Consider the following 23,757-nt stretch of genomic DNA (forward strand, 5'->3'; position numbering starts at 1 on the left):
GCCATGACATACCCTGTCGGACATGGCTGATTCATCCTTCGACGTGGTGAGCAAGGTCGACCGGCAAGAGGTCGACAACGCCCTGAACCAGGCTGCCAAGGAGTTGTCGCAACGGTACGACTTCCGCGGCACCAACACCGGCATCGAGTGGTCCGGCGAGGAGAACATCGTGATCACCTCGGACGCCGAGGAGCGCGCGCAGGCGGGCCTCGAGGTGTTCAAGGAGAAGCTGATCCGACGCGACATCTCGCTGAAAGCCTTCGACGCCGGCGAGGTCGTCGGCTCCGGCAAGACATTCAAGATCACCGGCTCGCTGGTGCAGGGCATCGACTCCGAGCACGCCAAGAAGATCTCCAAGAAGATCCGCGACGAGGGGCCGAAGGGCGTCAAGGCGCAGATCCAGGGCGACGAGCTGCGCGTGTCGAGCAAGAAGCGCGACGACCTGCAGGCCGTCATCTCGCTGCTCAAGGGCGAGGACTTCGGTATCGCCCTGCAGTTCGTCAACTACCGCTGACGCGCCCGGTCGGTGGGTCGGCGCACCGAACCCCGACCGTCGGAAACCCAGACGGGCGTTGCGTCGTTTGACCGGATGAGGCGCCTGCACTCCGCGGCCGGCATCGGGTTCGCCCGGGCCGCCCGCGGAGCCCGAGACCCGCGGCGCCGGACAGACGAGGACCCGATGCATTTCAACGGATTGAAGACGGCGGCTCTGCTGGGTCTGATGTCGGCGATCATCGTCGGCATCGGCGCTCTGTTCCAGAGCCCGCTGATCCTGTGGGGATCGGTGATCGTCGCCGTCGGCATGAACGCCTACGTCTACTTCAACAGCGCCAAGATGTCGCTGAAGGCGATGCACGCGCAACCGGTCACCGAACTGCAGGCACCGGTCATGTACCGGATCGTGCGTGAGCTGGCGACCACGGCACACCAGCCGATGCCCGCCCTCTACATCTCCCCCACCGAGTCGCCCAACGCGTTTGCGACCGGCCGCAACCCGAAGAACGCCGCGGTGTGTTGCACCACCGGCATCCTGCACCTGCTCGACGAGCGCGAGCTGCGCGCCGTGCTGGGCCACGAGCTGTCCCACGTGTACAACCGCGACATCCTCATCAGCTCGATCGCCGGCGCGATGGCGGCGGTGATCAGCGGCCTGGCCAACTTCGCGATGTTCATGGGCGCGTTCGGCGGGCGGGACAACGCGCCGAACCCGCTGGCGATGCTGCTCATCGCGTTGCTGGGACCGATCGCGGCCACCCTGGTGAAGCTGGCCGTCTCCCGCTCACGCGAGTTCCAGGCCGACCAGTCCGGGGCCGAACTCACCGGGGATCCGCTCGCACTCGCATCGGCGCTGGCGAAGATCTCCGGCGGGGTGCAGGCCGCGCCGCTGCCGCCGCAGCCCGACATCGCGGCCCAGTCGCACATGATGATCGAGAGTCCGTTCCGCGCGACCGACCGGATGGCCAAGATGTTCGCCACCCACCCGCCGACCGCGGAACGCATCCGCCGCCTGCAGGAGATGGCCCGCGACGGTCGCTGAGCCGGCTGAGCAGAGATCCTGCCGGTCGACCCCTCAGCCCACGCGTTCGATCGTGTAGTCCACGAGCGACGCCAGGGCACGGTGGGCCGGCGACTCGGGGAGTTCGGCCAGCATCGCGTGCGCCTCGTCGGCGAACTCCTGCAACTTCGCCCGGGCGGCGGTCATACCCGCCGACGAACCGAGCAGTTCGATCGCCTCGGCGACCTCGGCGTCGTCGGTGAGCGGCCGGGCGGCGCCGTCGGCGGCCACCAGGAGTTCGCGTAACCGCGCCGACGTCGCGTCGTCGCCCATGAGCGCGTAGAGGACCGGCAGCGTGTGGACGCCTTCGCGAAGGTCGGTACCCGGGGTCTTGCCCGACTCCACCGACACCGAGCTGATGTCGATGATGTCGTCGGACACCTGGAAGGCGACTCCGACGATGTCGCCGATGCGGGAGAGCCGCTCGATGTCGTCGGGCTCGGCCCCGGAGGCCATCGCGCCGAAGCGGGCGGCGGCGGCGATCAGCGAGCCGGTCTTCTCCCAGACGACCTGCAGGTAGTGCTCGATGGGGTCGGCGCCGGGTTTGACCCCGACCGTCTCCCGCATCTGGCCGGTGACGAGTTCGGCGAACGTCTCGGCGATGATGCGCACCGCCTCGGGGCCCAGCGTCGAGACGAGTCGCGAGGCGCGCGCGAACAGGAAGTCACCGGACAGGATGGCCACGCTGTTCGTCCAGCGCGCGTTGGCACTCGCCGCACCGCGGCGCATCGCGGCCTCGTCCATCACGTCGTCGTGATAGAGCGTGGCGAGGTGGATCATCTCCACCACCGTCGCCGAGGTGATGACATCGTCGGAATCCGGGCGCGGACCGAACTGGGCGGCCAGGATCGCGAACATGGGCCGGAACCGCTTGCCCCCGGCCTTCGCGAGGTGGGTCGCCGCCTCGGTCATGACCTCGTCACCCGACGAGAGTTCGGCGAGCAACAGATCCTCGACCCGCTGCAGCGACGAGCGCACCGTATCGGCGAACTCATCCGACACCAGGTCAACCCCGGCGAATGTGGACTTCACGGAAACGCGGCCCCATCTCGTCTGATCCGGCAACTACTCGACGGCGGACACGCGACTGCCGCGTAGACCCCACCTGCTGCGAGCCTAGCCCGTCGGGGGTCCGGACATACTGGTCGGGTGAGCACGGACACGACGCCTCCTTTCCCCGATTCCGCCGATGTCCTCGTCGTCGGCGCCGGACCGGGTGGATCGGCGGCGGCCGCCCATGCCGTCGCCGCCGGCCGGGATGTGGTCCTCGCCGACGCCGCGGTGTTCCCGCGCGACAAGACGTGTGGCGACGGCCTCACGCCGCGGGCCGTCGCCGAACTCGACGCGCTGGGGCTCGGCGCACTCCTCGACGACCGTCCGCGCATCGACGGACTCCTGCTCAACGGCTGGGGCGCACGCCAGCAGGTCCGGTGGCCCTCCGGCCGGTTCCCCGCCTACGGCAGCGCGGTGGCACGCACCGAGTTCGACGACGCCATCCGTACGCATGCGGTGTCGGTGGGAGCGCGAATGATCGAGGGCGCCAAGGCCATCGGCGTCGAGATGGACGGTGACCGGGTGGGCGCGGTGACCTTCGCGACGCCGGCGGGCACACACACGATGCGGGTCACCGACCTCGTCGTCGCCGACGGCGTCCGTTCGGGAATCGGCAAATCGCTGGGGCGGCAATGGCATCGGGACACCGCCTACGGAGTCGCCGCCCGGGCGTACGCACCGTCGGCACGCGCCGACTCGCACTGGATGGGGTCGCACCTCGAACTCCGGGGACCCGACGACGCACTGCTGCCCGGGTACGGCTGGGTCTTCCCCCTCGGGTCGGCCGGGGGCGGACAGGTCAACGTCGGCGTGGGCGCGCTCGCGACGTCGAAACGCCCGGCGCACATGGCACTTCGACCGATCCTCGAGCACTACGCCGCGATGGTGCGCGACGAGTGGGCTCTCGACGGCCCACCCGTCCGGATCACGTCCGCCCTGCTGCCCATGGGTGGTGCGGTGTCCGGTGTCGCGGGTCGCAACTGGATGCTGATCGGCGACGCCGCCGCGTGCGTCAATCCGCTCAACGGCGAGGGCATCGACTACGCCCTGGAGACCGCCCGGCTCGCCGTCGAACTCCTCGGCACGGACGACTACACCGACCGGTGGCGCGATGTGCTGGTGGAGCACTACGGGCTCGCCTTCTCCGCCGCCCGCCGTCTCGCCGGCCTGCTCACCATGCCCAAGACCGTCCCCACCCTGGGCCGGCCCGGCATCCGGTCGCCGCAACTGATGTCCATGGTGGTGCGGGTCATGGGCAACCTGATCACCGCCGAGGATGCCGACCTCGTGGCCAGGGCCTGGCGCACCGCCGGGCGGGTCTCCCGGCAGGTCGACCCGCGGCCGCCGTTCTCCTGAGAGGGGCCGCCGGGCCGCCATCCCGGTGGCGCGTTGAGACGATCGGGCTGTAGTGTTCCAACACGTGTGGCCGCGGCCACAGCTGTGACAGAATCAGGCCACCCGTCGACCCAGGAGATGGAAGATGTCCGCCGCATCCACTCTCGCCACCCGAGCCAAGCACGCCGTCCAGAACCGACTGGCACAGCGCTACCACCTGCGCGGCGAGATCGACCGCATGGATGCCGTCGGTGACCCGACCGCTATCGCCCGCGCCCTGGGCACGCAGGAATTCCCGTGGGGCATCACACAGGCGTTGAGCTTCGCCCTGTTCCGCACCTACGCGGTGCCGTCGATCGGCGACCTTCTCTACAAGACCAGCCAGTTCACCGAGTCGACGCAGAAGCGCTACGACGACACGGTCCTGCTGCTCGACGCCCCGATCGAGCACGGGGTCGACAGCCCGGCCGGACGGGCCGGCATCCGGCGCATCAACCAGATGCACGGCATGTACGACATCTCCAACAGCGACTTCCTCTACGTGCTGGCCACTTTCGTCGTCTGCCCGGTCGAGTGGGTCAACTCCTATGAGTGGCGGTCGCTGACCAACCACGAGATCCTCGGTCTCACCAATTACTACCGTCGACTCGGTCAGCTGATGGGCATCAAGGACATCCCCGAGACCTACGACGACTTCAAGACGTTCTACGACGAGTACGAGACCGCCCACTTCGCCTTCAGTCCCGACTCCCTGGCCGTCGCCGACGCCACCCTCGACCTGCTCGGCACGTTCATGCCGTACAAGCTGCTGCCGCGGGCGGTGGTGCGTCGGATGTCGTTCGCGCTCATGGACGATCGGCTCCTCGGCGCGTTCGGATATCCGAAACCGACCGCGGTCGAACGGGTCCTGGTGCGCGGCGGGCTCAAGGCTCGCGGTCTCGCGATCCGCCTCTTCGCGTCACCCCGCACCGAACCGCTCTTCGGTCGCCAGACGAAGCAGGTTCGCAGCTACCCAGGCGGTTTCCGCATCGACGACCTCGGCACCTTCGCGCCCGGGTGCCCGGTGTCGCACGACGAGACCCCGCGGGCCGCGAACCACTAGGCCCGCGCCGAGTGGATCGCGGCGATCCCACCGGTCATGTTCTCCCACCGCACCCCGGTGAACCCGGCGTCGCGGATGAGGTCGCCCAGCGCGAACTGGTCCGGCCACGCCCGGATCGACTCGGCGAGATAGACATACGCGGCCGGGCTGCTCGACACCTTGGTCGCGACCGCGGGCAGCGCCTTCATCAGGTACTCCATGTACACCGTGCGGAACGGCTTCAGCGTCGGCGTGGAGAACTCGCAGATCACCAGTCGTCCGCCGGGTTTGAGTACCCGACGGAGCTCGGCGAGCGCCGTCGGGACGTCGTTGACGTTGCGCAGACCGAAGGAGATGGTGGCGGCGTCGAACGAATCGTCGGCGAACGGGAGCGACAGGGCGTCGGCGGCGACCTTCGGCACGTCCCGATGCGCACCGGCCTTGAGCATGCCGAGCGAGAAGTCCGCGGCGATGCAGTGCGCCCCCGAGGAGGCGAGTTCGACGGTCGACACCGCGGTGCCCGCCGCGAGGTCGAGGACGACGTCGCCCGGGCGCAGGTCGAGTGCCCTTCGGGTCTTCTTGCGCCAGCCGCGATCCCGGCCGAACGACAGGACCGTGTTGGTGAGGTCGTAGCGGCGTGCGACGCCGTCGAACATGGCCGCGACCTCGGCCGGGTCCTTCTCCAGACTTGCCCGGCCCACACTCCGGCCCAGACCCGCTCGTTCCGGTGGTGTCGCACCCGTCGATGACATGCCGATCACGCTACCGGTCGTTCGGGCCAGGACCGCCGTGAGGTGCGTCGCCTCGCCGGGCGGTCGGCCGCCACCTCAGGCGGGCCGCCCCACCTCGGTGACGACTCCGCGGCCCGTCACGCGCGCGTAGTGGCCGACGAGCTCCGCGCACACCGACGGCCAGGTGCGCGCACGCACGGCCTGTACCGCGGCTCGGCCGAACGCCGCCCGGACCGACTCGTCGTGCAGGGATTCGACGATCGCGGGCAGCTCCTCGGCGAAGCGTCCGACCTCCAGCAGATATCCGGTCCGGAACGCCGACACCAGGTCGCGGGGGCCGCCCGCGTCGGGACCGATCACGGGCAGACCGCTGGCCATCGCCTCCTGGATGGCCTGACAGAACGTCTCGTGTTCGCCGGCGTGCACGAAGACGTCGAAGCTCGCGTACGCGCGGGCCAGCGCCTCCCCGCGCAGTTCACCGGTGAACACCGCATCCGGCATCGCGCGCTGGAGCCGGTCCCGCTCGGGGCCGTCCCCGACGATCACCAGTTGCACGCGCGGGTTCCCCGACAGTCCGGCCAGGCGCTCGACGTGCTTCTCCGGCGCGAGCCGACCCACGAACCCGACCACCAGTGCGTCGCGGGCGGCACCCAGCCAGTCGGCGCGCAGCGACGGGTCGCGCTTGTCCGGCGAGAAGAGTCCGACGTCGACGCCGCGACCCCAGCGCGCGAGTCGCGGTATGCCGTGGGCGGCGAGGACCTCCAGCGTCGCGGTCGACGGCGCGAGGGTGAGGTCGCACATCTCGTGCAGCCGGCGTGTGTAGCGCCAGGCCAGCTTCTCCACCGCGCCCAGCCGGTAGGCCGCCGCGAACCCCGCGACATCGGTCTGGAACACGGCCACCACGGGCACGCCGAGCGCCCGGGCGGCGACGGCGCCCGCGGCACCCACCACGAACGGTGATGCCAGGTGGACGACATCCGGTTCGAAGTCGCGCAAGGTGCGGTACAGCAGCGGCGACGGCACTCCCACCGGGAGCGAGGTCACCCGCGGCACCTGCACCGCGGGCAGCAGGTGCACCGGGGTCCGGCGGCCGACCATCCGCGGCCCGCCCGGCACGCCACGCGGGGTGTCGGGTGCGATGACGACCACGGTGTGGCCGGTGGACTCGAGATGGTCGACAACCCGGAGGACGGAATTGACCACCCCGTTCATCTGGGGCAGGAAGCTCTCGGCGACGATCGCGACGCGCATGCTCGCGATCGTCCCCCGCAGAATTGACCGGACCACACGGCGCACGTGTCGGCCCACCCAATTCAGGATGAACGGTGCGTTGCCCTCCGACCGGGCACAGTGGAGGCGTGGTCGACACGCACCTCCTGCTGCTGAGCCGCTGGCTCACCCCCGTCCCGCAGTTCCTCACCCCGTTGACCGGGCCGGGCTGCCGCATCGGTTACGTCCCCACCGCGTCGTCGATCTACACCGACCACGCGTGGCTCGACCTCGAGCGGGACACCCTTCGGCAGCAGGGTTTCGAGGTGACCGACCTCGATCCGGAACTGACCGGGTCAGCCGTCTTCGCCCGGGAGCTCGCCGGGGTCGACGCGGTGTTCGTCGCCGGCGGCAACACCTTCCATCTGCTCGGGGCGCTGCGGCTGGCGGGTGCCGACCGCACCCTCGTCGACGCGGTCCGTGCCGGCCTCCCCTACATCGGGGTCAGCGCGGGCGCCGCGGTCGTCGGCCCCGACATCGCTCCCCTGTCGTTGCTCGACGATCCCGCCGAGGCCGCACCCCTGACCTCGACCGCGGGCCTCGGACTGATCGACACCACGGTGATCCCGCACGCGGAGGGCACCGTCGGGGGTCGCGGACCGATCGAGGCGACGAGGCAACGGTTCGGCGCCGAGCACCGGCTGCACTTCCTGACCGACGCCGAGGCGATCGTCGTCGCCGGCGGAGACCTCAGGGTGATCCCGGGCTGACCGTCTCGTCCCGGTCGGCCGCGGCCGGGTCCCGGTCTGCCGCGTCGCTGTCGGCGTCCTCGGCGACAGCATCGTCGGCGACAGCACCGTCGGCGGTGCCGCGACGGGCCCAGCGGCGACTGGACTCCGCGACCCCGACCATCAGCAGGCCGATGACGAGCCACGCTCCGACCATCACCGACAGGGCGGGGATGATGGACAGCACCGCGGTGCGACCGGTCGGGCGGGCGAGATCCGGGTTGTAGACCGCGTAGTCGACGCTGATGCGCTGTCCCTCGCTCAGCTCGGTCGGATACAGCAGTCCGAAGCGGGGGCTGTGGAACGAGCCGTCGGGTGTCTGGAAATTCACCGCGGCGTGCAGGCTGTCCACGGACACGACCTCGGCCATCACGGTCGCCTTGCTGGCCTCGATCGTCGCGTCGTTCTTGAAACAACCGGCGATGAGCGTCATCGCCATGAAGGTGATCGTCACGCCGACGACGAGCAGACCGAGCTGCACGCGTCGCTGGATCACCGGATTCATGCCGTTCAGACTAGCGGGCACCGATCCGCCGGTGCCCGGCCCGACCGGTCGCGCACCGCCGGGACGCACCGGCCGCACTACCGAAGGCGCGCCGCAATCGCCGCGTGGACGGATCGCAGCCGTTCGCGGTCGGTGGCGACCTCGACGACCTCGATCCCGCCGGGAGCAGGCTCCTCCGCGAGCACCGCGCCGAGCTCACCGACCCCCACCCGACGATGCGGGATGTGGAAACCCGCGCACATCGACGCGATGTCGGTCCGATGCGGGGTCCCGAAGACCCGCTCGTAGGCCCCGGCGTACAGCCCGGTGTTGTAGCGCGGGTCGCCCTGTTCGAGCAGACCGAAGATCCCGCCGCCGTCGTCGTTGGCGACCACGATCCGCAGCGACGTCGGGCGCGGCTCGCCCGGGCCGATGACCAGACCGGTCGCGTCGTGCACGAAGGTCAGGTCGCCCATCAGGGCGATCGTCCGCGCGCCGGCCTGATCCCGGTCACGTGCCATCGCGGCACCGATCGCCGTCGAATTGGTTCCGTCGATACCCGCGACCCCGCGGTTCGAGAGGACCCGCACCCCGTCGGCGATCCGGCCGGCCAGGGCGATGTCCCGGATGGGGTTGCTGGCGCCGACGACGAGTTGGTCGCCGGCGGCCATGGCGTCGCTGACCGCCCGTGCGACGTGGAGCCCGGTGGCCGGGCCCGGCTCGTCGAGTTCGGCGGTGACGGCGAAGGCCGCCCGCTCCTGTACCGCCGCGCACTCCTTGAGCCAGTCCTCGCGCGGCTCGCCGACGACCTCGATCCGGGTGCCGGTCGCGTAGACGTTGCCGGAGACGTCGGGCCAGCGCGGACCGGTGGTCAGCGCGTAGACGCGGACCTCGGGGTCGGCGAGCAGGCGGGACACCCCGCGGTGCAGCGTCGGCCGACCGCAGATGATCGCCTGCTGGGGCCGGACGGAGTTCAGGCCCAGCGGATGCAGCGGCGTCGCCGGCCGCGGTGCCGTCGGTTCGGCGACGGTGGGGATCCCGGCAAGGCCCGGATGGACACCCGACCCGTGCCCCGACACGACCACGGTGTCCAGGGACAGGTCGATGGGCACCGGGACGTCGAGTCTGCCGACGGGCGCCTGCGTCCAGGGCAGTCCGCCGGGCCGGCCGGAGAACGAGCCGAGGTCGGTCGACGGGTCGGGGCCGGCCAGTTCGTCCGGGTCGGGGACCAGCGGTTCGCGCAGCGGGATGTCGAACTGCACCGGGCCGGCGTTGCCGGTACGCGCGCCCCGGGCGGCGGCGAGCACGCGACCGACCGCCGAGCGCCACTGGCTGTTGGTGTCGAGATCCTGTTCGGCGAGGCCGAGGCTGATCGCCGCACGCACCTGGGTCCCGAAGATGCCGAACTGTTCGACGGTCTGGTTGGCGCCGGAGCCGAGCAGTTCGTACGGCCGGTTGGCGCTGACGACGACCAGGGGCACCCGCGCATAGTTGGCCTCGAAGACCGCCGGTCCCATGTTCGCCACGGCGGTGCCGCTGGTCATCACGATCGGGACGGGCTGTCCCGACGACACCGCGAGCCCCAGAGCCAGATAACCGGCCGACCTCTCGTCGATCCGCACGTGCAGACGCAATCGCCCGGCGGCGTCGGCGGCGTGGAGGGCGAAGGCGAGCGGCGCGTTGCGCGACCCCGGACACAGCACGGCCTCGCGGACACCGCCGCGGATCATCTCGTCGACGATGACCCGGGCCTGCAGTGTGGACGGGTTGGGCCCGGGGGCGTTCTGGGCCGGTCGGTTCATCCCACAAGCCTAGTGCTCTCCCGAGTCCCCACATCGCGGCGGGGAGCGGCGTTACCCTCGTCACGTGGGCTTTTACGACGATCGAGTCCTGCCGCACCTCATCGAGCGCACCTGCGGCATGGCGGCGTTGACCCCGCTGCGGGCGCGGGCCTGCGCGTCGTTGTCCGGCCGGATGATCGAGATCGGCTTCGGCTCGGGCCTCAACGTCGGCGTCTACCCGGCCGGGCTCACCGAGGTCGCCGCCGTCGAACCGTCGACCGTCGGATGGTCGATGGCCGCCGACCGCGTCGCCACCTCCCCCGTGCCCATCGAACGCGCCGGACTCGACGGCCAACGACTGCCGTTCGACGACGACTCGTTCGACGCCGCGCTCACCACCTTCACCCTGTGCACCATCCCCGACCACCAAGCGGCGCTCGCCGAACTCCGCCGCGTGCTGCGTCCGGACGGACAACTCGGATTCCTCGAACACGGTTCCGCCCCCGACGCCCGCGTCCGACGGTGGCAGCGCCGACTCGAACCGATCCAGAAACGCGTCGCAGGCGGCTGCCATCTCACCCGCGACGTACGCGCCGAGCTCACTGCCGCCGGCTTCGCACTCGGGCCGGTCGATGCGTTCTATCAGCCCGGCGTACCGAAGCCGTTCGGCGCGCTGACCGTCGGGACCGCCCGGCCGGTCTGAGATCCCGCTCGCTCCGCTCCCGGCGGCGGTGACATTCGCCCCGCTCGCTCCGCTCCCGGCGGCGGGCCTACTGTGGAGCCAGTGCGTCGCTGGACAGTGCTGGTACTCCTCACCGCGGTCGCGACGCTCGTTCTCGAGCTCCTCGAGGTCGACGCCGCCGCCCTGTTCGCGGGGCTCGTGGTCGCGGGTGCTCTCGCGATCGCCGGGCGCGCGCCCGGCCGGACGAACACCGACGCCGACGAATCCGACGACCCGATCGTCCCGCGATGGGCGTTCGTGGCGTCGCAGGGTGTCCTCGGCGTCTTCATCGGCACGATGGCCGAGCCCGAGACCGTCGGCGGACTCGGGTCGTCGTGGTTCCCGGTGCTCGTCATCGGCCTGGGGACACTGGTCATCTCGATCGCCTGCGGCGCCCTGCTCGGGCTGCACCGAGACGTCGACTCCCTGACCGGCTCGCTGGCACTCGTCGCGGGCGGCGCGTCCGGGCTGGTGGCGCTGACCCGCGAGTTCGGCGGCGACGAACGGATGGTCGCGGTCATCCAGTACCTGCGCGTCGCGCTGGTCACCGTCACCATCCCCGTGGTCGCCTCGCTCGTGTTCGGTGCCGAAAACGGAGCCGTCGCACCGGGACCCGACGCCTGGTCGGCGGAAACTCTGCAGAATCAGGGCTGGGGACTCTTGCTGCTGGCGGTGTGCCTGGGCGTCGGGATCCCGCTCGGCCGGTTGCTGCGCATGCCCGCAGCCGGTCTGCTGGGTCCGCTGGCGCTGGCCACCGCGGCCGAGCTGACCGGGATCGCCGGTTCCGCCGAGGTGTCCCCCGCACTGCTGGCGGTCGCCTACGCGGTGATCGGCTGGCAGGCGGGCCTCGGATTCACCATGCCGCGGTTGCGTGCGATCGGCCGTGTCCTGCCGCTGGCGCTGGTGCTGATCCTCGTCATCGGCGCCGGCTGCGCCCTGCTGGGGGTCGTGCTGTCCGCGTGGACCGGCGAGTCGATGTTCGACTGCTATCTCGCGACCACTCCGGGCGGGATCTACGCCGTCCTCGCCGCGGCCACCGGGGCGGGCGGGAACGTCGCGTTCGTCGTGGCCGCCCAGATCCTGCGCGTCCTGCTCATGCTGTTCGTGGCGCCCTTCGCCGCGCGCCTCGCCGCTCGGCGGGCGTCGTGACCGTCTCGCCCGACTCGACGGTTACGTGTGACCCCGGTCCCACGTAAGGTCGGGAAGATGAGCGGGGAATCGAACACCGACACGACATCATCCACCTCCCACGGCCGCGAATTCGACGTCGTGGTCTACGGCGCCAGCGGCTTCGTCGGCGAACTCACGGCACGGTATCTGGCCGACCACGCGCCGATCGGTACGAAGATCGCGCTGGCGGGCCGCAACGAGTCGAAGCTGACCGACGCCCGCAAGCGGCTGCCGTTGCGCGCACACGACTGGCCGCTGATCATCGCCGACGCGGAATCACCCGCGGCGCTCGACGCGATGGTCGCGCGCACCCAGGTCGTCTGCACCACCGTCGGCCCCTACCTCAAGTACGGCGAGGCCCTCATCGTGGCGGCGGCCACCGCCGGAACCGACTACGTCGACCTCACCGGCGAGGTGCCGTTCGTGCGGTACGCGATCGACAAGGTCCATGACGTCGCCGCCGCCTCGGGGGCCCGCATCGTGCCCTCCTGCGGCTTCGACTCCGTGCCCTCCGACATCACCACCTACGCGCTGCATCGAAAGGTCTCCGACGACGCCGCCGGCGAGATGACCGACACGACCCTCGTCGTCGCGTCCTTCCGCGGCGGGATCTCCGGCGGAACGATCGACTCGATGCGGGTCATCGCCGAGGAGGCCCGCAACGCCCAGTCCCGACGGCTCATGCTCAACCCGCAGGCCCTCTCGGGCGGCCCCGGCGAGGTCCCGCGGGTCAGCCTGTCCGACGAACCGAGCGACCTGTCCATCATCAACGCCAAGAAGGTCGACCCATCGCTGCGCGGCACCCTCGCGCCCTTCTTCATGGCCGCCCACAACACCCGGATCGTGCGGCGCTCGAATGCGTTGCTGGACAACGCTTACGGCAAGGACTTCCACTACGCGGAGACGATGAGCGTCGGCGGCGTCCCCGCGGTGTCGACCCTGATCGCCGGCGCCGTCGCGGTCGGCACCGGCGCGTTCATGGGAGCGATGAGTTTCGGCCCCACGCGACGTGTCCTCGACCGCGTGTTGCCGAAGCCCGGTGACGGACCCAGCGAAAAGGCCCGCGAGAACGGTTACTTCGTGGTCGACACGTTCACGCGGACGACCACCGGACGACGCTACAAGGCCCGGATGCGCGCCCAGGGCGATCCCGGTTACAAGGCCACCGCGGTGATGCTCGCCGAGAGCGCGCTGGCATTGGCCCTCGACCGCGACCACCTGCCCAAGCGGGCCGGAGTGCTGACGACCGCCGTGGCGATGGGCGACGCTCTCATCGACCGTCTCCGCAACGCCGGGTTCAGCATCGACGCCACCGAGCTCACCGACTGACCCTGACCCGACCCCGCCCGATCGCGTCGTTCGACCCTCCGGCAGCCACGCCGGCGCAGACCGGACCCACTCCGGCACAGTCGAACTCGCGGTCGGGCGGCGTCGTCTTCGGGCCCCGGAAAAATCTGGCACTCTCACCTCCAGAGTGCTAGACGAGTGCCGGATCCGGTGCTATCTTCGTTGGCAGTACAGCGATGAACTGCTCGTCTAACGGGTGGCGAGCAGCCTTGAGAATCAGGAGGTGAACTGCTGTGCTTCGTTTCGATCCCTTCTCCGACATGGATGCCTGGACCCGAGGCATGATGACCGGTTCAGCGGCCGGAACTGCCCGCACTCCCCGCTTCATGCCCCTGGACCTGTACAAGGTCGAGGACCACTACCTGCTCATCGCCGATCTGCCCGGCGCCGATCCCGGCTCCATCGACGTCAGCGTCGACAACGGGGTCCTCACCCTCTCCGCCCAGCGGAGCACGCCGTCCGACGAGGGCGTGCAGTGGCTGACGAGCGAACGATTCTCCGGAACCTACCGCCGCCAACTGACTCTCGGCGACGCCATCGACAGCGCGGCCATCTCGGCGCGCTACGACAACGGCGTTCTCACCGTGACCATCCCGGTCGCCGAGAAGGCCAAGCCGCGGCGGATCGAGGTGGAGTCGGCCGGCCGACCACAGGCGATCGAGACCAGTACGGTCACATGAATTGATCGTCTGGAGCCGCAACACATTTGAGGAAACAGCCGCATGTCGAAGGGGGGTGCCATCGACGACGAATCATCCCGCTCCCTAGTCCGAACGAACCGCAGAACCGTTGGTCTGTCGGGTAAAGCGGTGCCGTCTCTCTCTGCTCCCTGAGGTGCGAGGAGCGATAGCGACGAGCCACGAAGGGCCTGGCAAGAAATGTTCACCACGCCCTTCGAGGCTCGCTTCGCTCGCACCTCAGGGAGCAGGATCGGCGCTTCGCACCCCAAGGAGCAATACGCTGCGCCACAACGGAATCGGGCACCGAGCCTCGCTAACGGTCAGACCCGAACAGTTCGACGAGCGGCGCCGGGCGGCCGAACAGGAAGCCCTGGGCGTAGTCGAACCCGAACTCCTCGAGCATCGGGAGCAACGCCTCGGATTCGATCCCCTCGGCGACCATCTTCACCCCGGTGGCGGCGGCCATCTCACCGATCGCGCGGACGACGGCGCGATCGGGCGAGCTGTCGGCCAGTTGCGCGATGAGCGTCCGATCGACCTTCAGGACGTCGACCGGGAGATCGCGGACGTAGCGCAGGGCCGAGAACCCGGCCCCCAGGTCGTCGATGCAGATCGTGCAGCCGAGTTCGTGGAGCGCGTCGATCGCCCGCGACGCGGAGGTGTCGACCCGGATCGCCTAGTCCTCCCGCACCTCGACCCAGACCCTCGACGGCTCGACACCGTGACCGTCGATCAGGCCGTGGACGTACGAGACGAGCCCGTCGTCCCACAACTGCTGCCCGGACAGGTTGAGGGAGACGAACGTGCTCGGCCCGACGTGCCGGGTGATCTCCCCCGACAGGTCCCGGATGGCCTCGCCAATGGCGTGCCGTCCGATGGGGGCGAGCAGCGAGATCCCCTCGGCCACAGACAGGAACGCGTCCGGAGCCAGCACGCCGGACTCGGTGTGCCACCGGAGCAGCGACTCGTAACCGACGACCCGCCGGTCGGGTACCGCGACGATCGGCTGGTAGAAGACGGAGAAGTCGCGCTCGACCGATCTGGTGAGCCAACCCGCGAGGTCGACCTCGGCCCGGATGTGGCGCAGCGTCGTCGGCGATGCGAATGCGACGGCGGTGCGGCTGCTCAGCGCGATGCACAGGGCGGCGTCGGCGTGGCGGACCAGATCGTCCTCGGACTCGGCGGCGAGGTGCACATCTCCGACGGCGACGCCCATGCAGACGTCGAGGAACCAGCTGCGCTCCCCGTCACTCACGGTGTGCGCACCGAGCTTGGTGCGGGCCGCCTCGATCAGTGCGTTGCGTCCGCTCTCGTCGTCACCGGCGCCGGTCCAGGGAAGGTGGATGAGCCAGTAGAAGTCCGATCGCCGCTAGAAACGCGCCCGCGGACTGATGGGCATGAGCACCTGTTCGATGAAGCGCTCGGCGGCCGCGGCCGACGCCTCGTAGCCGTAGGCGACCACGGCTCGGTGGTACGGGTCGACCGACACCGCGATCACCGAGGTGCCGAACGTCAACACGACGTCATTCGCTGGTCCGATCCCCCCAGGGCGACGCCGGGGGCGCCGCAGTTCTCTACCGCGCAGATACTACTCAGCCGGCGCGCTCCCGGGAAGAAGGTCGAGTCGCCCCGCCCGGACCGGGCCCGACCGTCATGACCGTTCTCACAATTGCGCGCCGCGGCAGTCCGTCGAAACCGTGTGCAATTTTTCGTGGGCCCGGGTCGAGACATCGATTTCTTTTGACAGATGTTCACAAAATCTGGGACCGGCGCGGCCGGCGATTCGCCACTATTCTCGGCAGCGCTGCTAACGATTCCGCGAGGTGCGGCAAAACTGCTGGTAAGGTGCTTTCATTGCCTATGCGTAGGACACGAAAGATTACGTGGTTTCCGCCAATGCAGTCGCAGTGGCATCAATGCGAATCTCGGCAAACAAGCGGCTGTCTCCACAGCCGCCGACGGAAAGCGGTCGTGGTAGATGTCGTTGATCAGGAGGGTGCTCCGGCGCTACGACGCCCGGTCGATGGCGACACTGATCAGCACCGGCGGTGTCATCCCGCTGCCGGTCATCAGCGTGCTCGCGCCCGAGACGCTGTACCCGGGCGGCATGCCCATCCTGCTCACCATCTGGTCGTTCATCGCGGTCGTCTTCGCGGTGACGGCCATCCGCGCCCGGCTGACCGATCTCGAGTTCGCGTTCCTGGGCGGGTTGGGGATCGTGGGCATCTTCGGCACCTCGATGATCCTGGCCTCGCCACGATCGTCGACGCTCGTCCTCGCCATCGTCGCGGTCATCCCGGCGATCGGCGCGATCTCGGCGACCACCCGACTCATCCTGTCCCATCTGGCGCTGGCGGTCGTCTGTGCGGCAACCGTCCTCGCGGTGACGACGCCCTCGCTGCCGGAGTACCTGATCAGCTTCGGCGCGATGCTCGGCCTGATCGTGGTGCCGGTCTTCCTGGTCGTCGCGTTGCGCAAGTCGATGGAGGCCGTGCTCGATCAGCAGACCCGCCTGGTCGGGATCGACCCGCTGACCGGCCTGCTGAACCGGCGCGGCTTCCTGATTCGCGCATCGCAGCTCCTCTCGGCCGCGCGATCGTCCACCGGATGGATCGGCATCCTGCTGCTCGACGTCGACCACTTCAAGAAGATCAACGACCAGTACGGCCACCTCGCCGGTGACGGCGTGCTGCTGGCGGCATCGGCCGCCATCCGCGAGCACGCCCCCGTCGGTTCGGAGGTGTGCCGCTACGGCGGCGAGGAGTTCCTCATGTTCCACGTCGTCCACGACGCGGACGAACTGTGGCTCAGCGCCGAACGCCTACGGGCCGCCGTCGCCGCGGCAGCGCCGGTCACCATCAGCGTCGGCGGCGTCTGCGCGCCGCTGCGCGTCGCCGGCGACCCGCTGGTCTCCGGCCGGTTCGACACCGCCTATTCGACCGACGACGTGATCGGCAACCTCCTGGGTCAGGCCGACGCCTGCGTGTATCAGGCCAAGGAGAACGGCCGGGACACGACGGTCATCAAATCCATCGACGCGGTGACCTGGAACGACGGCGCGCCGAGCGCACATGCCGCCGACGCCGAGCGGACGGTGTCTCCGCCGTCGGCGAGCCTGTACGAGGTCTTCTACCGACGCCCGGCCGACTTCGTCGACATCGACAGCCGGACCAGCGGGCGCTGAGTCGTCGCGGCCTGGAGGGCGTCGGCCTCCCGGCGCATCCGACGCCAGGTCTCCGGGCTGGTGAGGGTGTCGAGCCGGGCACGATCCCACCACATGAGCCGGGTGCGGTACCGGTCGTCGGGAAAGGGGGTCGCGGACACCGACTCGTCGAGGCGTCCACCACCGGACTGCCAGCGGCGCAGGACGTGGTCGGCCGCGGTCGCCATCATGGCCTCGACCCCGGACATCTCCATGATGACCAGCCCCAACCGCGACAACTGGCCGGCCACCGACCCCGCGATCGCCGATCGCTCGTCCACCCAGGCCGTCTTGACCTCGACGATGCCGTCGTGCAGACGTTCTTCGATGGCGTTGACGAGCTGCACCTGACCGGGCTGACCCACCCATTCGACCAGCGCGTGCGACTGCGCAGCCGCCTCCAGCCGGGGCTGGACCCGTAGCCCGCCGACGACCTTGCCCTCGGTGTCGAGCACCGCGAAGAACATCGCGGTGCCCTCGCCGCCGGCGACCTCGTCGTATTCGAGTGCGGCCGCGCACCCGTGCCGGTGGTACGACGCGTCCGCGCCGGCGAGGTACTCGCGCCACAGTTCGGGCTCCGACCGCGGGCTCGCCACGACCACCGAGTACTCCGCCCCGGTTTCGGGTGCGATCGATCGCAACATCCCGGTGCGAACCTGATCATTGGTGACTGACATCTTATTCATCGCAGTATTGCCTTCCAGGAATTAGTAAATTTAGAGACGAGATCTCCCCCGACCCCGCGTGTAATGCTGCCACAAGGCCACATTTATGCACTCCCACAAGCGCAGTTCTTTTCGCCCGACCGCCGCTTTGACGGTTGGCGTCGTGCAATCCCGTGCGACACCATGGGCTTATGCACACGCCGCCGGATGCCGCCGCCACCCTCTACTCACCTGACGAACTACCCGCCGCGTTGACCGCGGAGCCGTCCCTCACTGTGTCCGACATCACGGCCGGCGCCGCCCGCGCACTCGATGAACTCCTCCCGCCCGCCGAGCCCGCTCTCCGGGATGAGACACCTCGTTACGCGCACTTTCCCTGGCGTAACGCCCTCGTCAAGATCCCCGGTCCGCGCACGTTCCGACGCCTTCGGCTCGACCGCAACCGGCACAAACTGACCGCGTCGCAGCAAGCCGCTGCGGGCGAGCTCCGGATCGGTGTCGTCGGTTTGAGTGTGGGACACGCGATATCGCTCACGCTCGCACTCGAAGGTCTTGCCGGCGAATTACGCCTTGCCGATTTCGACGATCTCGAACTCACGAATATGAATCGAATTCCGGCGACCCTCATGGATATTCACGACAACAAGGCCGTGATCGCCGCTCGACGCATTTCCGAGATCGATCCCTATCTCACCACCGTCGTACATGTGGACGGCATAACAATCGAGAACATCGATGAATTCCTCGACGGCCTGGATCTCGTCGTCGAAGAATGTGATTCTTTCGATGTAAAGGTCCTCGTGCGCCAGAAATGTCGCGAGCGAGGAATTCCGGTCCTCATGGAGACGAGTGACGGCGGAACCCTCGATGTCGAGAGATTCGACCTCGAACCGGATCGGCCTCTTTTCCACGGCCTGGCCGGCGACCTGCGGATCGAAGATCTCGTCGGACTCGACCGCGCGTCGCTCACCCCGCTCGCCGTCCGGGTACTCGAGCCGACGAAGGTGACCGCGCCGATGGCGGCGTCGGCCATCGAGCTCGGGCACACGGTCACCGCCTGGCCACAGCTCGGCGGCGACGTCCTCCTGGGCGGCGCCACGGTGGCCGCGGCCGTCCGCCGCCTCGTCCAGGGCAAGTCCCTGCCGTCCGGTCGGGTCCGATTCGACCGGGACGCGTGGCTGGACGGCCTCGAGGACCCGATCGACACCCGCGCCCCCGCACCCGCAGCACAACCACCGGCCGACACCGAACCGATCCGTCCGCAGGTGCAGCCCGACATCGGGGCGATGACCGACCGCGAACTCGTCGTGTACGCCGCGAGCCGGGCGCCGTCCGCCGGGAACCAGCAGCCCTGGCAGATCATCGCCGACGACGACGCCGTCACCATCGTCCTGGACCGCACCCGCACCTCGACCCTCGACGTCGAGCACCGGGCATCTGCGGTGGCGGTCGGCGCCGCGCTGTACAACGCGCAGGTCGCGGCGGTCGCGCGCGGGGTGCTCGACGACATCGAGATCGTCGACGCGGCCGACACGCTGGCCGGCCGGGCACGCCTCAAGGGCATCGACACCGGGTCGCGCTCCGCGGACGCGGAGACCGAACTCGACGCATTGCTCGCCCGCGGCACCCGACGTGGAGTCGGGGACGGATCACCGCTGTCGGCCTCCGATCTCGTCCGACTGCACGATGCCGCCACGAGTGATCGGACCCGGTTGGTGGCGCTCGACGACCGCGCGGACATCGACCGATATGCCTCGATCATCGCCCGATCGGATCGCGCCCGGTTCCTGACGCCCGAACTGCACCGGGAGATGTTCGCCGAGCTCACCACCGATCCGGCCGCCGCCGAGGGCATCGACGTCGCCTCGCTCGACCTACCGCCGGCGATGGCGGGGATGCTCGACGTGTTGCGGCGTGCCGATGTCATGGCGTTGCTCGACGAATGGGGTGGCGGTGCCGCACTCGGTGCCGATGCCGGCGCCCGGGCCGCGTCGTCGTCGGCGATCCTGGTCTTGGTGCAGCAGGGCACGACCCCCGCCGATTACCTCCGCGGTGGGATCGTCGCGCAGCAGCTGTGGGTGGCCGCCGAGCGTCTCGGCTTCGCGGTTCACCCCATGACACCGACGTTCCTCTACGCCGGGGACGACGCGACCGCGCGAACACTGTCGAGCAATCACGGCGACGAACTGGCCGCCCTGCGCCGCGAGATGCTCGAGACGTGGCCCCTCGACGCCGGCGAGGCGCCGACCATCGTGCTGCGCCTGTCGCGCACGGATGCGCCGGTGGAGGTGAGCCGTCGTCTGCCCGTGCGCCCGCCGACGAGTGCTGGTCAGGCCTGACCGGGGTTGAGCTTGATGAACAGGGCGTCCATCTCCGCACAGAGGCGGTCGCCGTCGTGCAGGGTGCCCTTGATGAAGACCTTGCGCCCCTCGATCCGGTCCGCCCAGGCGTGGATTCGCAGCGGCGTGTTCAGCGGTGTGATCGACCGGTATTGCACGGTCAGGTACGCGGTCCGGCTGACATGCTGGATCGCGACCGCCGACGCGAAGCCGCCCACGTCGTCGAAGGCGACCGCGACATGACCGCCGTGCGCGGCGTTGTTCCCGCCGAGGTGGAAATCGCGGAACGTCAGTTCGGCGACGACCCCGTTGTCGTTCACCTCGGTGACCACATACGGCGGCAGGGTGATGTTGCCGCGCGACGGGAGGTCGATGCGGGTCCCCGCCGGTGAGTGCCACTCGTCGATCCGGGAATCGGCGAGCCGGTCGTTGAGCGCCTTCAGTGACTCGATGAGTTCGTCGACGAGCTCGTCGTCGGGACAGGCGTAGCGGGCGTTGTCCATCAGCAGGCGGACCTGCTCACTGAACTCGCCGTAGCGGGGTCCGCCGCGGTCGGTGGTGATGGCCGCATGGGCCCGGAAACCACCCTCGTGCGGGTCCTCGTCGACGGTCTCGACGGCGCGATCGTTCGCTTCGCTCACCGGCCAACCGTATAAGAGCCGGCGGTGCCGCGCCCTAGTCGGTGTCGGTGTTCCCCTCCGTGCGTCGACGGTCGGCGAGATCCACACACACCCCGCCCCGGGCCAGCCGGCGCGTGGACTCGGGTATGTAGTCCGGCACGCCACGCGGACCGCGTTCCTTTTCGTCCCGGATCCGGACCGCCCTCCCGACGATCACCGCGACCGCCGCGGACACGACACACCACGCGCCCCCGAGGATCAGAATCCACCCCCATACAGCCATACGGACAGCTAAGCATCCGAAACTGAGATTTCGGTGATGTTCGAGCCGAAGACCGGCCGGCATCCAATGGTTGAATGCAATCCGCGTCGAACCCGTCACGACTTCGTGATCTCTTCCGACCAATCCGCCGCTGCGGGCGTGCGAAGCGCCCGGTCGCCGCGTCGATAGGCTGACCCCATGAGTGCGACGCCCGACACCCAGGGACCCTCCGGCCAACCCTTCGACCCGGCATCGTGGGCGGTGGTGCCCGGCTTCGACGACCTGACCGACATCACCTATCACCGCCACGTCGGCGAGGGCCGCGAGTTTGGGATCGTGCGCGTCGCATTCGACCGTCCCGAGGTCCGCAACGCCTTCCGCCCGCACACGGTCGACGAGCTGTACCGGGTCCTCGACCATGCGCGGCGGTCGCCCGACGTCGGCACGATCCTGCTGACCGGCAACGGCCCGAGCCCCAAGGACGGCGGGTGGGCGTTCTGCAGCGGCGGCGATCAGCGCATCCGCGGGCGTAGCGGTTATCAGTACGCCACGACACACGACGACGACGTCGCGGCGGCCGGCGCCGAGACGGTCGACGCGGCGCGGGTGAAGGCCGAGGGCGGGCGGCTGCACATCCTGGAGGTCCAGCGCCTGATCCGGACGATGCCCAAGGTCGTGATCGCGGTCGTCAACGGCTGGGCGGCCGGCGGCGGGCATTCGCTGCACGTCGTGTGCGACCTGACCCTCGCCTCGGCCGAGCACGCCCGGTTCAAGCAGACCGACGCCGATGTGGGTTCCTTCGACGCCGGGTACGGGAGCGCCTACCTGGCCAAGCAGGTCGGGCAGAAGTTCGCGCGCGAGATCTTCTTCCTCGGGGAGGCCTACGACGCCGAGACCATGCACCGGATGGGCGCGGTCAACCGCGTCGCCCCGCACGCCGAGCTGGAGGCCACCGCCATCGACTGGGCGCGCCGGATCAACAGCAAGTCGCCGACGGCCCAGCGCATGCTGAAGTTCGCGTTCAACCTCACCGACGACGGCCTCATGGGTCAGCAGGTGTTCGCCGGTGAGGCGACCCGCCTGGCGTACATGACCGACGAAGCCGTCGAAGGACGTGACGCGTTCCTCGAGAAACGCGACCCGCGCTGGGACGATTACCCGTACTACTACTGAGCCGCGTACGCTGGCCGGCCACTTCCGAACGCACCTGCCTCGGACCTCGACCCGGGGTAGGTGGACGGCCGGATTCGCGCGTCTGCAGTGATCGACCGCGTGGACCGCTACGTCACCGCCAACCGAACCGTTGAGAGGCCCCAGCCGACGCGGTGATCCGTGGGTGCCATGTCGCGCGCGTAATGCATGCAATGCCCGGTCTCACTTTAGTTTTGAGGTGCGAAGATCGAGACCCGAGGGAGCGGGTGTTGCGGCCTGTCAGAGTATGGCAGAAGCTCCTCGGAATAGAGCGTGCCCGAGTAGTGGGTGTCGGGTTCGATGCGGAACAGCTGGTATGGGCGGGTGAAGGCGCCGGGAAGAATGCCGTCGAGCGAGTCTCTCGATGAGCTCTGTTATGTGGGTGCCCGTCCCGAGTCGACAGCGGCTGCAATCCAACGTCGCCGACGATGTCAATGGCGTGCTTGTTCGCTCGAATCAGATGAACGAGACAGTCCGCCAATTACTTTCAGGCGCAAACCCTTAATGTTGGGCGCCGCTGTGGCGATGGATCAGGGAGGCGGAGCCCTCCAGCGGGGCGGCGCATGCCGAACGGCCCTGCATGCCGGCCATCAACCCATGGCCGATACGCCGATCGCGTCACCCGATGACCGTGGCTCGATACCGCCAGCCAGCGCGCGGTCACCGACGTAGTGCGCCTGCTGTCGCCGACGAATCGTTTGTCCGCGAACGAGTTCACGACTTCGGAATCCGCCGCATCGAGCCCGGGAACCACCGATTTCTACAATCCTGGGACAAGATACGAAACGCGAGTGACTGGAGTCCACCACTGTGGACCGTTTGGGCACGGTCACCGGAGATCATGCACAGTCGACGAAAAATGCTGCACAGCCGCTGATTTCACGGTTATCAGCTTGTGGAATTTCCTCGAAATCGAACGCATGTTCCTGTACCTTGGAGTCATGCCGGAGCTAGCCACTCTCCTCGATCAACTCATCGAGACCACCCCACCCGCCGATGACCCCACGGGCAGAGCAACATTCGACGCCCTCGACACGTGGCGTCTGATCCGCAACCTTGCAGATCATCAGATCGTCGCTCACGCAGCGCAACTCGACGACCTCGGCGTCGCGCAGAAGGCCGGCAGCACCACCAAGAAACTGCTGATCGAGTCCGGCCATGCGCCGGCCGCTGCTCTTCGCACCATGCGGGGTGTCGACGCGCTGCCGACGCTGCCCGTGGTGGCGCATCACGCCGCCGATGGGCGGCTGTCCGGCGAGGTCGTCGATGCCATCGTGCGGGGGATCAACGAGATCGAGAAGCGTTGTCACAAAGCCCTTTCCGATGACGAGCGCTCCCGGTACGAACTCGAACTCATCGCGCAAGCACTCTCCGGCGCAACACCGACAGAAGTGCTCAAGCATGGCCGAGCCATCGCCAATACTCTGGCGGACACCTCCGACACCGGTGTACCGGCCGCCGACGACCCATCGCTGAACGCGGTCAACGCCCACACCACCGACGACGGCCGCGTCGAAATCCGGGCCGACCTCACCCAGATCGT

The 23,757-nt window shown here is 69.0% G+C and carries 21 protein-coding genes and 2 pseudogenes; 13 read left to right on the top strand and 10 right to left on the bottom strand.

All coding sequences use genetic code 11. From position 1 onward, the window contains the following. The first annotated feature begins 22 nt into the window (after positions 1-22). A complete protein-coding gene (locus AS181_RS20460) occupies positions 23-514 on the top strand; it encodes a YajQ family cyclic di-GMP-binding protein (protein WP_058253332.1) in 492 nt (163 codons plus the stop codon). Positions 515-679: 165 nt separating this feature from the next. Further along, positions 680-1,537 (top strand): zinc metalloprotease HtpX, encoded by an 858-nt coding sequence (gene htpX, locus AS181_RS20465; protein WP_058253356.1) that lies wholly within the window; start codon positions 680-682, stop codon positions 1,535-1,537. A gap of 33 nt (positions 1,538-1,570) precedes the next feature. On the opposite strand, the gene AS181_RS20470 is transcribed toward htpX, so the two are convergent. Continuing rightward, the gene (locus tag AS181_RS20470; RefSeq protein ID WP_058253333.1) at positions 1,571-2,587 is read right to left on the bottom strand and encodes a polyprenyl synthetase family protein; all 1,017 of its coding nucleotides are present in this window, start codon (positions 2,585-2,587) and stop codon (positions 1,571-1,573) included. 117 nt (positions 2,588-2,704) lie between these two features. Here AS181_RS20470 and AS181_RS20475 point away from each other — a divergent pair, with 117 nt between their 5' ends. Both AS181_RS20475 and AS181_RS20480 read left to right on the top strand, forming a co-directional pair. Then, positions 2,705-3,964: a geranylgeranyl reductase family protein gene (locus AS181_RS20475; protein WP_058253334.1), complete on the top strand. Its 1,260-nt coding sequence runs from the start codon at positions 2,705-2,707 to the stop codon at positions 3,962-3,964. 124 nt (positions 3,965-4,088) lie between these two features. Further along, entirely contained in the window at positions 4,089-5,045 is a 957-nt protein-coding gene (locus AS181_RS20480) for an oxygenase MpaB family protein (protein WP_058253335.1), read from the top strand. Here the strand turns inward: AS181_RS20480 and AS181_RS20485 are convergent. Further along, positions 5,042-5,776, bottom strand: coding sequence for a demethylmenaquinone methyltransferase (locus AS181_RS20485; RefSeq protein WP_058253357.1), 735 nt, complete (start codon positions 5,774-5,776; stop codon positions 5,042-5,044). The genes AS181_RS20480 and AS181_RS20485 overlap by 4 nt on opposite strands. Before the next feature lie 75 nt (positions 5,777-5,851). Next, positions 5,852-7,006 carry a glycosyltransferase family 4 protein gene (locus tag AS181_RS20490; RefSeq protein ID WP_058253336.1) on the bottom strand — a complete coding sequence of 385 codons (1,155 nt, stop codon included), beginning with the start codon at positions 7,004-7,006 and terminating at the stop codon, positions 5,852-5,854. Positions 7,007-7,113: 107 nt separating this feature from the next. Between AS181_RS20490 and AS181_RS20495 the strand changes: the two genes are divergently transcribed. After that, positions 7,114-7,734: a Type 1 glutamine amidotransferase-like domain-containing protein gene (locus AS181_RS20495; RefSeq protein WP_058253337.1), complete on the top strand. Its 621-nt coding sequence runs from the start codon at positions 7,114-7,116 to the stop codon at positions 7,732-7,734. Here AS181_RS20495 and AS181_RS20500 read toward each other — a convergent pair. Together AS181_RS20500 and menD are read right to left on the bottom strand one after the other, a co-directional pair. Next, on the bottom strand, positions 7,715-8,257 hold the full coding sequence (locus AS181_RS20500; RefSeq protein WP_058253358.1) for a hypothetical protein: 543 nt from the start codon (positions 8,255-8,257) through the stop codon (positions 7,715-7,717). The two genes, AS181_RS20495 and AS181_RS20500, sit on opposite strands and share 20 nt — an antisense overlap. A gap of 77 nt (positions 8,258-8,334) precedes the next feature. Beyond that, the gene (gene menD, locus AS181_RS20505) at positions 8,335-10,038 is read right to left on the bottom strand and encodes a 2-succinyl-5-enolpyruvyl-6-hydroxy-3-cyclohexene-1-carboxylic-acid synthase (RefSeq protein WP_058253338.1); all 1,704 of its coding nucleotides are present in this window, start codon (positions 10,036-10,038) and stop codon (positions 8,335-8,337) included. A 64-nt stretch (positions 10,039-10,102) separates the two neighbouring features. Between menD and AS181_RS20510 the strand changes: the two genes are divergently transcribed. From AS181_RS20510 to AS181_RS20525, 4 genes are all read left to right on the top strand, one after another. Further along, positions 10,103-10,720, top strand: a complete 618-nt coding sequence (locus AS181_RS20510) for a class I SAM-dependent methyltransferase (RefSeq protein WP_058253339.1) — start codon at positions 10,103-10,105, stop codon at positions 10,718-10,720. 81 nt (positions 10,721-10,801) lie between these two features. Continuing rightward, complete coding sequence (locus AS181_RS20515) at positions 10,802-11,887, top strand: AbrB family transcriptional regulator (RefSeq protein WP_058253340.1); 1,086 nt, start codon at positions 10,802-10,804, stop codon at positions 11,885-11,887. Between the two features lie 57 nt (positions 11,888-11,944). Continuing rightward, on the top strand, positions 11,945-13,237 hold the full coding sequence (locus AS181_RS20520; RefSeq protein ID WP_058253359.1) for a saccharopine dehydrogenase family protein: 1,293 nt from the start codon (positions 11,945-11,947) through the stop codon (positions 13,235-13,237). 251 nt (positions 13,238-13,488) lie between these two features. Further along, a complete protein-coding gene (locus AS181_RS20525; protein WP_058253341.1) occupies positions 13,489-13,935 on the top strand; it encodes an Hsp20/alpha crystallin family protein in 447 nt (148 codons plus the stop codon). 313 nt (positions 13,936-14,248) lie between these two features. On the opposite strand, the pseudogene AS181_RS20530 reads toward AS181_RS20525, so the two are convergent. Further along, a pseudogene (locus AS181_RS20530) lies at positions 14,249-15,151 on the bottom strand (EAL domain-containing protein). A gap of 153 nt (positions 15,152-15,304) precedes the next feature. Next, positions 15,305-15,451 (bottom strand): hypothetical protein, encoded by a 147-nt coding sequence (locus AS181_RS25465; RefSeq protein ID WP_231742584.1) that lies wholly within the window; start codon positions 15,449-15,451, stop codon positions 15,305-15,307. A gap of 462 nt (positions 15,452-15,913) precedes the next feature. Between AS181_RS25465 and AS181_RS20535 the strand changes: the two genes are divergently transcribed. After that, a complete protein-coding gene (locus tag AS181_RS20535) occupies positions 15,914-17,119 on the top strand; it encodes a GGDEF domain-containing protein (RefSeq protein ID WP_231742586.1) in 1,206 nt (401 codons plus the stop codon). Here the strand turns inward: AS181_RS20535 and AS181_RS20540 are convergent. Further along, positions 17,065-17,823, bottom strand: coding sequence for a hypothetical protein (locus AS181_RS20540; protein WP_091344455.1), 759 nt, complete (start codon positions 17,821-17,823; stop codon positions 17,065-17,067). The two genes, AS181_RS20535 and AS181_RS20540, sit on opposite strands and share 55 nt — an antisense overlap. 170 nt (positions 17,824-17,993) lie before the next feature. On the opposite strand from AS181_RS20540, the gene AS181_RS20545 reads away from it, so the two are divergent. Further along, on the top strand, positions 17,994-20,141 hold the full coding sequence (locus AS181_RS20545) for an Rv1355c family protein (protein ID WP_058253344.1): 2,148 nt from the start codon (positions 17,994-17,996) through the stop codon (positions 20,139-20,141). Here the strand turns inward: AS181_RS20545 and AS181_RS20550 are convergent. Next, positions 20,132-20,782, bottom strand: coding sequence for a PaaI family thioesterase (locus tag AS181_RS20550; protein ID WP_058253345.1), 651 nt, complete (start codon positions 20,780-20,782; stop codon positions 20,132-20,134). The genes AS181_RS20545 and AS181_RS20550 overlap by 10 nt on opposite strands. Before the next feature lie 34 nt (positions 20,783-20,816). Next, a complete protein-coding gene (locus AS181_RS20555) occupies positions 20,817-21,044 on the bottom strand; it encodes a hypothetical protein (RefSeq protein WP_231742590.1) in 228 nt (75 codons plus the stop codon). Between the two features lie 177 nt (positions 21,045-21,221). Between AS181_RS20555 and AS181_RS20560 the strand changes: the two genes are divergently transcribed. Next, a complete protein-coding gene (locus AS181_RS20560; protein WP_058253346.1) occupies positions 21,222-22,196 on the top strand; it encodes a 1,4-dihydroxy-2-naphthoyl-CoA synthase in 975 nt (324 codons plus the stop codon). Positions 22,197-23,134: 938 nt separating this feature from the next. Further along, positions 23,135-23,757 (top strand): annotated as a pseudogene (locus AS181_RS20565) (HNH endonuclease); the annotation flags it as partial.

The sequence above is a fragment of the Gordonia sp. SGD-V-85 genome, assembly GCF_001456905.1.
Classification (GTDB): Bacteria; Actinomycetota; Actinomycetes; order Mycobacteriales; family Mycobacteriaceae; genus Gordonia; species Gordonia hongkongensis.

What these genes read in the sequence shown, in the direction of transcription:
- AS181_RS20460 (WP_058253332.1), top strand. Translation starts at nt 23, where the DNA reads ATGGCTGATTCATCCTTCGACGTGGTGAGCAAGGTCGACCGGCAAGAG.
- htpX (WP_058253356.1), top strand. Translation starts at nt 680, where the DNA reads ATGCATTTCAACGGATTGAAGACGGCGGCTCTGCTGGGTCTGATGTCG.
- AS181_RS20480 (WP_058253335.1), top strand. Translation starts at nt 4,089, where the DNA reads ATGTCCGCCGCATCCACTCTCGCCACCCGAGCCAAGCACGCCGTCCAG.
- AS181_RS20485 (WP_058253357.1), bottom strand. Translation starts at nt 5,776, where the DNA reads ATGTCATCGACGGGTGCGACACCACCGGAACGAGCGGGTCTGGGCCGG.
- AS181_RS20490 (WP_058253336.1), bottom strand. Translation starts at nt 7,006, where the DNA reads ATGCGCGTCGCGATCGTCGCCGAGAGCTTCCTGCCCCAGATGAACGGG.
- AS181_RS20500 (WP_058253358.1), bottom strand. Translation starts at nt 8,257, where the DNA reads ATGAATCCGGTGATCCAGCGACGCGTGCAGCTCGGTCTGCTCGTCGTC.
- menD (WP_058253338.1), bottom strand. Translation starts at nt 10,038, where the DNA reads ATGAACCGACCGGCCCAGAACGCCCCCGGGCCCAACCCGTCCACACTG.
- AS181_RS20520 (WP_058253359.1), top strand. Translation starts at nt 11,945, where the DNA reads ATGAGCGGGGAATCGAACACCGACACGACATCATCCACCTCCCACGGC.
- AS181_RS20535 (WP_231742586.1), top strand. Translation starts at nt 15,914, where the DNA reads ATGTCGTTGATCAGGAGGGTGCTCCGGCGCTACGACGCCCGGTCGATG.
- AS181_RS20540 (WP_091344455.1), bottom strand. Translation starts at nt 17,823, where the DNA reads ATGAATAAGATGTCAGTCACCAATGATCAGGTTCGCACCGGGATGTTG.
- AS181_RS20545 (WP_058253344.1), top strand. Translation starts at nt 17,994, where the DNA reads ATGCACACGCCGCCGGATGCCGCCGCCACCCTCTACTCACCTGACGAA.
- AS181_RS20555 (WP_231742590.1), bottom strand. Translation starts at nt 21,044, where the DNA reads ATGGCTGTATGGGGGTGGATTCTGATCCTCGGGGGCGCGTGGTGTGTC.
- AS181_RS20560 (WP_058253346.1), top strand. Translation starts at nt 21,222, where the DNA reads ATGAGTGCGACGCCCGACACCCAGGGACCCTCCGGCCAACCCTTCGAC.